The sequence below is a fragment of the Mesorhizobium sp. M7A.F.Ca.CA.002.05.1.1 genome (genome assembly GCF_003998335.1).
In the GTDB taxonomy this organism is placed as follows: domain Bacteria; phylum Pseudomonadota; class Alphaproteobacteria; order Rhizobiales; family Rhizobiaceae; genus Mesorhizobium.
On record NZ_RZQI01000247.1, the window covers coordinates 1 to 7,124 of the forward strand.

Below are 7,124 nucleotides of genomic sequence, written 5' to 3' on the forward strand. Positions count from 1 at the left end.
CCTCCCAGTTGCGCACGCCCAACTCTTCCAGCGGGCGCGCCAGCCGCCGCGCGGTGCTGAGTGAATAAGCCTGGTTGGAATCGATACGGATCATCGCATCGTCGCCGAGTTTCTTGCGGATCAGCTCGACCATCCTGAGCGAGACTTTCGGATCTTCGGTCGAGAACTTGCCTTCGAAGAAGGTCGTTCCATGCGTCTCGTGCAATTCGACGCAATAATCGGCGACTTCTTCCGGCGTCGTCTCGCCCTTCACCTTTGGTCCATCACCGCGCAGCGAAAAATAGTCGGTGAACGGGATATCCTTGCGCACAGCGCCGCCAAGCAACTGGTAGAGCGGTTGGTTCCACGCCTTGCCGCGCAGGTCCCACAACGCCATCTCGATGGCGCCGAAGGCCATGATGCGGGTGCGGTCGTTGATCGACTGCACGCCGGTCCAAAAGGGCAGGCAGACATGCTCGGCGCCGGCGATGTCGAAGGCATCGCGGCCGACCAGCCGTGGCGCCAGGACATCGTTGATAATCGCGGCCGCCGCTGGCGTCGGCGCTTCGCCGAGGCTAATCAAGCCATCCTCGGTCTCGACTTCAACAATGGTCGGCGAAAATCCGTCGAGTTCGCCGAACACCCAGGCATAGGGTGCTTCGAGGCGCAGATTGATCGGCGTGGCTTTGATGCTGCGGATCTTCATCTCAGCGGCCGACCTCGAAGAAAGGCTTGCCCAGCAGGTCGGGAACGACGTCGATGCCGAGGCCCGGTCCGTCCGGAATGCCCATGCGGCTGCCGGTGACCGGCGGCATGTTCGACGCCGTGCGCACCGTCACCCATTCATGGAAGGCGATGGCATGCAGCCGGCGCTCTTCCGGCGTCGACAGCGACAGATGCGCCATGGCCGCGGTGTCGATCTCGGCGCCGCCCGTGTCCTCGACCGTGATCATGAAGCCGAGGTCGACGGCAACGTCGCGGATCTGGCGCGTCTTCGTCACGCCGCCAAGGCGCGAGATCTTCAGGGTCAGCCCGTCGGCCGCACCCAGGCGATGAATTTCCAGCATCGCCTCGAGCGAGGTGACGGATTCGTCGAGCACCATCGGTTTGTCGAGCATGCGGCGCACCGACATGTTCTCGTCGATCGTGGTGCAGGGCTGCTCGAACGTGTAGTCGATGGCGCGCGTGGCGTCGGCGAACTGGCGCGCCTGATAGGGCGTCCAGCCGGCATTGGCGTCGCAGAAGATGACCGTGCCTTTCGGCACCGAGGCGGCGACCGCGGTGACACGCTCGATGTCGTCATGCACATTGCCGCCGACCTTGACCTGTAGCCGGTGGAAGCCGTCCTTGACGATGCGCTTGGCCAGCGCGGCCATGGCGTCGACGCTGCCGTGCGTGACGACCTTGTAGAGTTCTGCGGTGTCGCTTTCCTTGCCGCCGAGCAGCGTTACCAGCGGCACGTCGGCGGCGCGCCCCGCCAGATCCCAGCAGGCCATGTCGAGCGCCGACTTGATGTAGGGATGACCCTTGAACACCGTGTCCATCAGCCGGCCGATGTTGGCTAGTCCGCGCGGATCATGGCCGATCAGATGCGGCGCGATCTCGACCACGCCGGCGCGAACGCCGGCCGGGAAGGCTGCCGAGTAAAAATTGCCGAGCGGCGCCATCTCGCCCCAGCCGGTGATACCGCTGTCTGATGCAATGGACACGATCACCGCGTCGAAAGCGTCGGCCTCGCGCCCCTTCGACATGCGGTATGGCCCGTCCACGAAGGGCTGCACGACATGGTAGGCCTTGATGGTTTCGATCTGCACGTGTCTTGTCCGCTGTCTGTGATGGTGGGGAACGGGTCAGGCGCCCCTCGACGGGCGTTGTTCGAGGCCGCGCGCATAGGCAAGCAACTCCTCGAAATCGAGATCGATGTGCTCCCTGGCATGGCGCTGGGCTGCACGCATGTCCTTGCCCTTCAGCAACCGCACATAGGTTTCGTGAACGTCTTCGGCCGGCACCGGCTCATTGCGGGCATGCTGGTGGAGCGCAAAATACATCTGCAGCCGGCTGGTCAGCCGCTGCCAGGTTTCCAGCAGCACCGAATTGTCGGCCCATTCGTAGATCAGGCCATGCAGTTGCAGCGCGGTTTCGATTTGGCGTGTCGTGTCCAACGCACGGGTCGCCTGCTTCACGGCTTCGTGACGCCGGTCGAGCTCGTCGAAGAAGCGCTGGTCGCGCAGCGGCCACGCCCGCTCGATGGCCAGCTCGTCCATCACCTTGTTGAACGAATAGGCATCGTCGATGTCCTTGGCTGTGACCTCGATGACGAAGGTGCCGGCATAGGGGATGCTGGTCAGGATGCCTTCCTGGACCAGTTCGCGCATTGCCTCGCGCAACGGCGCGCGGCTGACCCGCATCTGTTCGGAAATCCGCAGCTCGTTGAGCTTCTGGCCGGGTGCGAGCTGCCCGGTCAGGATCGCACGCCGCAACAGCGCGACGATCTCGGCGCGTCGCGTCGTGTCCGCAATCGGACTGAAATCCGCTTTCGCCATTCGGCCACTCCCAGGGAAATCGAAAGCAAGACAAGCAGATTGTCGACAATCTAACAAGAGGTCATCTTCGGATTCTTGGGGGCCGTTGGCATGTCGGCCTTTCGGTCTCAGGCGGCACGGCCGTAGAAGCCGACCCGCTCCTCGGGGCTGAACACCACGCCGGGCTTTTCATAGTAGGAAAACACCGCGATCATGCGCTCGCGCTCGCCTTCGACCGTGGTGACGCGATGCGCGGTGTTTTTGCCGCGGAAGACATTCAGCGTGCCGGGCTTCATGCGCAGGATCTTTGCATCGGGATCGCGCCCGTCCAGCAGCCTTGCGACGCCGTCATAGTTGGGATTGCCGTCAGATCGCAGATCGGTGCGGTATTCGAGGTCGCCGCCGTATTCCGCTGCCTGCAGCAGCAGCGTCGTCGTGAATTCGGAGCGATCGAAATGCCAGTTCAAAGCCTCGCCGGCGCGATAGGCCATGACATTGGTTCGCGCCAACGGATCCTGCATGACATGCAGCCTGGTCTTGCCCATCGTCGCCGCCAGGAAGCGCAGCAGCGGTTCGTATTCGTAGATGGCGAGCACGACGCTGGCCGGAATCTGGTCGGCACAGACGGTGTGGCTGATGGTCTCCACCTTGCGCAGCGCCGGATGGTCGGGTGCAAGCTCGGGAATGTCAGGCTTGAAGTAGATGTTGTGCATCCGCTTGTGCACATGCGAGCGCGCGGCCATCACCGGCTGGATTTCGCGCACGGCTTGTTCCGCCACGCCGGGGCGCAAAAACCCTTCCAGATTGAACATGCCGTCGGCTTCGAGCGCGGCGACGGATTGTTCGACAAGGCGCTGCCATTCGGCGCTGCCTTCGCGGTCGAGCGGATAGCGGTCGAGATCGAGGATGTCTTTCATCGTCATGGCTCCGAAGGTTTCGAGTCTATGAGACGGCAAAAAAATCTTTCTCTCAACGTCGAAAATAATTAGGATTGAGCAAGAAAAACTTATGGATCTGTTGTGGAACGGTTGCCGCCGCTGAATGCGATCAAGGCTTTTGAAGTTGCCGCCCGTGCCGGCAGCTTCACCTTGGCCGCTTCTGAACTCGGCGTGTCCTCTGCAGCGGTCAGCCAGCAGATACGCAATCTTGAGAACTGGTTCGGCAAGCAATTGTTCGTGCGCACCGGCAACCGCATCGCGCTCACCGATGCCGGCCACGCTATCTATCCGCAGACCGCGAAGGCTTTGGGAGACATCGCCGCTATAGGCCAGCGTATGCTGGAGGGCGGGATGCGGACGCGCCTGGTCGTCAGCGTGCCGTTCTCGCTGGCCGAACTGTGGCTGGCGCCGAGGCTGGCGGTACTTCTCGATGCCTTTCCGCAGATGGCGATCGACGTTCGGGTCGAGGACGATCCGGTCGACCTGATGCGCCAGAACATCGACCTGCGCATCAGCTATGGCGATTATCACTATCCCGGATTGAAACTCGTCCGTCTCGTCCATGACGACGTCCTGCCTGTCTGCGCACCGGAATTCTGGCACCGGCACGGCAATGGCGATACCAGTCTGGCGGATTTGCACGAGAGCCAGTTCATCCACACCAATTGGGGGCCGAACTATGCCTCGCACCCGACCTGGGCTGACTGGTTTGCGGCCTCCGGCGGCAGCCGCTCACCCGACCCGTCGCACGGGCGGCGCGTCGGCCTGTCCAGCCTTGCGATCGCCTCGGCAAGGCTGGGCCTGGGCATCGCGCTTGGCCAGCGGGTCATGGCGCGCGCCGATCTGGAGGCCGGTCGGCTGATTGCGCTCTCCTCCGTCTCCGTGCGCCTCGGGCATCCCTACTGTGCATTCATGCCGGTGGCCAAGGCCGACCGCGCCGATGTTGCCGGTCTGGTGGAACTGCTCAGTCGAGCGGCGCCCGCGACCTGTGGGAAGGTCGGGGCGCCGCGCTGAAGCCGGGTCCTGACGGGGGTGTTCAGGTGGCCGGCTTTTCCGGTATCGGCGATACAGGCGCTCCGGGTCCGATCTTCTGCAGATTGCCCGTGATCACCTGGTCGCCCTCGGCGACGCCGCTGAGGATGGCGACCTGACCGCCGCTCGTCGGTCCGAGCGAAACCAGCCGCTGGTCGACCGTGTTGTCCTTGCCGACGACATAGAGATATTTGCCGAGCTGGCTCGAGCCCAGCGCCGTCTGCGGCACCATCAGCGCGTCGGCCTGCTCTCTCACATGCAGCCGGACACGAACATATTGGCCGGGCAGCAGCGTGAACTTGCCGTTACCGATCGTTGCGCGCGCCGTGATCGTGCCGGTCGAGCGGTCGACCGAATTGTCGATGAAGGTAAGCTCGCCCTTCTGGCTGGCCTCGGTCTGGCCGGGGAGCAGCACCTCCACTTCGATCGGGCCGTTCGCGCGGGCTTGCTCGATCTCGGCCAGATCCGTCTCGCTCGGGTTGAAGGTGACATAGATCGGATCGAGTTGCACCAGCGTGTTGAGCACGGTGCCGGCAACGCTGACCAGCGTTCCGACCGAAGCCTGGTTGCGGCCGAGACGCCCGCCAAACGGCGCCCGGATTTCAGCGTAGCTCAAATTGAGCTCTGCCGTGCGGACCGCCGCCTGATTGACCGCCAGCGACGCCTGTGCCTCGCGCAAGGTGCTGGTGCGCTGGTCGAAGCCGTCCTTGGCGAGGTAGCCGCTCTTGGCGAGCTCGGTGCCGCGACCGAGGTTGGAGCGGGCATAGTCGAGCGTCGCCGTATCGCGCTGCACTTGCGCCTTGGCCTGGTCGAGAGCCGCCTGGAAGTCGTCAGGCGAGATCTTGTAGAGAAGATCGCCTTGCCGGACGTCGACGCCGTCGGCTGCGGTCTGCTCCTGCAGATAGCCCGGAATCCTGGCCTGCAAGGTGATGCTGCGGATCGGTTCCGTCCGCGCGGCATAGTCCAGGTAGATCGGGATCGTCTTCTTGACGACACTAACCACCGGCACCGGCATGACGAATGCCGCCGGAGCAGGCGTCGCCGCGGCCGTGCCGGCATTGAGGCTGAGGTTGCCCATGTCGAGCAGGTGGACGCTGGCCACCGAGATCGCTCCCAGCGCGACGGCCGTTCCCAACGCGATTTTCCATTTACGCATGATCAGTCTCCAATCTTATTCGGCCGCTTCCGCCAGGGGGCGCAAGGCGGGCTCAGTCGTTGGTTCATTGTCTTGAGAGGCGGGCTCGTCATTGCCGCGGCGTTCGCGCAGCTGCTCGATGACCGCGTAGAACACCGGCACGAACACCAGCGACAGGATGGTCGCTGCGACCATGCCGCCGAACACGGTGGTGCCGATCGACTGCCGGCTTGCCGCGCCGGCACCGGTGGCAAACATCAGCGGCAGCACGCCGAGGATGAAGGCGAAAGCCGTCATCAGGATCGGCCGCAGCCGGAGCCGTGCCGCCTCCATCGCCGCGTCGACGATGCTGAGGCCTTCTTCGCGCCGTCGCCTTGCGAATTCGACGATCAGGATCGCGTTCTTGGCCGCCAGGCCGATCAGCATGACGAAGCCTATCTGCGAGTAGACGTCGATCTGCATGCCACGCAGCAACAGGGCCACGAAGGCGCCGAACAGGGCCAGTGGCACCGCCAACAGCACCATGAACGGCATCGCCCAGCTCTCATACTGCATCGCCAAGATCAGGAAGACGAAGACGATGGCGAGGCCGAAGACGACGGACGCGATCGATCCTGCCTTGAGCTCCTGGAAGGTGATGCCGGTCCATTCGAAACCGAAATCCCTTGGCAGCGCAATGGCGGCGGCCCGTTCCATCGCGGCAACCGCCTGGCCCGAGGAAAAGCCGGGTGCGGCACCGCCATTGATCGAGGCCGAGGCATTGTTGTTGTAATGCGGCACCGTCTCCGGGCCGACGAAGGGCACGAGTTTGCCCAGCGTCGAGAGCGGCACCATGCCGCCGGAGGCATTGCGCACATAGAGCCGCGAAATGTCGGCGGCACCCGCACGTGCATCCTTGTCGGCCTGGATGGTCACCCGGAAGGTGCGGCCGAACAGGTTGAAGTCGTTGACGTAGAGCGAGCCGAGATAGATCTGCAGCGTGTTGAAGACATCGGGCAGATTGAGGCCGAGCAGTTTGGCCTTGCTGCGGTCGAGGTCGTAGTTGAACTGCGGCGTCGAGGTCGAGAATGGCGAGAACAGCTGCTGCGGGTTGATTTCGGGCTGCTTGCGCGCCTCGGCGATCACGGCTTGCGTCGCATCGTTGAGGGCTGAACTGCCGCGGCCGGTCAGATCCTCGACGACGAATTCGAAGCCGCCTGTGGTGCCGATACCCGGGATAGAAGGCGGATCGAAGCTCAGCGCGAAAGCTTCCGGAATCTGCATCAGCTTGCCGCGCACATCGGCGACGAGCTTCGATGCACTCTGGTCGGGGCCGCGCTCCTCCCACGGCTTCAGGATGGCGAATTCGACCGCCGAATTCGACTGCGCCGCACTGGTCAGGAAATTCAGGCCGCTGATCGAGCCGACAATCTCGACGCCGGGCGTCGCCTGCAGGATGTCACGCGCCTTCTGCGCCACCGCGTCGGTGCGTTCCAGCGACGCGCCGTCGGGCAACTGGATGACGACGAAGAAATAGCC

General features: G+C 63.7%; 7 protein-coding genes. 1 reads left to right on the forward strand and 6 read right to left on the reverse strand.

The window, feature by feature from the left end; translation table 11 throughout:
* The 4 genes from EN939_RS14690 to EN939_RS14705 all read right to left on the reverse strand — a co-directional run.
* The coding region (locus EN939_RS14690; RefSeq protein ID WP_164750995.1) for a mandelate racemase/muconate lactonizing enzyme family protein at window positions 1-685 on the reverse strand (685 nt) is incomplete at its 3' end.
* 1 nt (window position 686) lies between these two features.
* The gene (locus EN939_RS14695; RefSeq protein ID WP_127268582.1) at window positions 687-1,793 is read right to left on the reverse strand and encodes a mandelate racemase/muconate lactonizing enzyme family protein; all 1,107 of its coding nucleotides are present in this window, start codon (window positions 1,791-1,793) and stop codon (window positions 687-689) included.
* A gap of 36 nt (window positions 1,794-1,829) precedes the next feature.
* Complete coding sequence (locus EN939_RS14700) at window positions 1,830-2,522, reverse strand: GntR family transcriptional regulator (RefSeq protein ID WP_023808713.1); 693 nt, start codon at window positions 2,520-2,522, stop codon at window positions 1,830-1,832.
* Window positions 2,523-2,629: 107 nt separating this feature from the next.
* Window positions 2,630-3,418, reverse strand: a complete 789-nt coding sequence (locus tag EN939_RS14705) for a HalD/BesD family halogenase (protein WP_127268583.1) — start codon at window positions 3,416-3,418, stop codon at window positions 2,630-2,632.
* A 102-nt stretch (window positions 3,419-3,520) separates the two neighbouring features.
* On the opposite strand from EN939_RS14705, the gene EN939_RS14710 reads away from it, so the two are divergent.
* Window positions 3,521-4,453 carry a LysR substrate-binding domain-containing protein gene (locus EN939_RS14710; RefSeq protein WP_127268584.1) on the forward strand — a complete coding sequence of 311 codons (933 nt, stop codon included), beginning with the start codon at window positions 3,521-3,523 and terminating at the stop codon, window positions 4,451-4,453.
* Between the two features lie 22 nt (window positions 4,454-4,475).
* Here EN939_RS14710 and EN939_RS14715 read toward each other — a convergent pair whose 3' ends face one another.
* Window positions 4,476-5,627 carry an efflux RND transporter periplasmic adaptor subunit gene (locus EN939_RS14715; protein WP_127268585.1) on the reverse strand — a complete coding sequence of 384 codons (1,152 nt, stop codon included), beginning with the start codon at window positions 5,625-5,627 and terminating at the stop codon, window positions 4,476-4,478.
* Window positions 5,628-5,642: 15 nt separating this feature from the next.
* A partial coding sequence (locus EN939_RS14720; RefSeq protein ID WP_164750996.1) for an efflux RND transporter permease subunit occupies window positions 5,643-7,124 on the reverse strand: 1,482 nt, incomplete at its 5' end.